Source organism: Brevibacillus sp. LEMMJ03, assembly GCF_007197875.1.
Lineage (GTDB): Bacteria > Bacillota > Bacilli > Brevibacillales > Brevibacillaceae > Brevibacillus > Brevibacillus thermoruber.
Window position 1 is genome coordinate 1 of the sequence record NZ_VKJN01000060.1, and the last position, 532, is coordinate 532.

Annotated in this window: 1 tRNA gene and 1 rRNA gene; both read left to right on the forward strand. The window is 53.6% G+C overall.

The annotated features are described in order from the left end of the window. Window positions 1–208, forward strand: a 16S ribosomal RNA gene (locus tag FOI68_RS22795); the annotation flags it as partial. Window positions 209–336: 128 nt separating this feature from the next. After that, window positions 337–412, forward strand: a tRNA-Ala gene (locus FOI68_RS22800). Window positions 413–532 lie beyond the last annotated feature (120 nt).

Here is a 532-nt window from a genome sequence, read left to right on the forward strand (position 1 = left end):
GAATACGTTCCCGGGCCTTGTACACACCGCCCGTCACACCACGAGAGTTTGCAACACCCGAAGTCGGTGAGGTAACCTAAACCACCCCAAAAAGTATTACTTTTTGGGGACCCCGGTTGGGAGCCAGCCGCCGAAGGTGGGGTAGATGATTGGGGTGAAGTCGTAACAAGGTATCCGTACCGGAAGGTGCGGATGGATCACCTCCTTTCTACGGAGCTTGACAGGTTTGATTCTATTCGGTTTTGAGGGAACATTTCCCCTCGCGTGTTCGCTTAGGGGCTCCGAACAGGATTCGGTATTGCGCCGAGAAGCGACACGGCAGCTTTGAAGTAAAACGGGGCTGTAGCTCAGTTGGGAGAGCGCCTGCCTTGCAAGCAGGAGGTCATCGGTTCGATCCCGTTCAGCTCCACCAGATATGTTCCTTGAAAACTGGATACTGCATGGAAAGCTGAGGATTTTCCTGTATGCATTAGTGGTTAAGTTACTAAGGGCACACGGTGGATGCCTTGGCGCTAGGAGCCGATGAAGGACG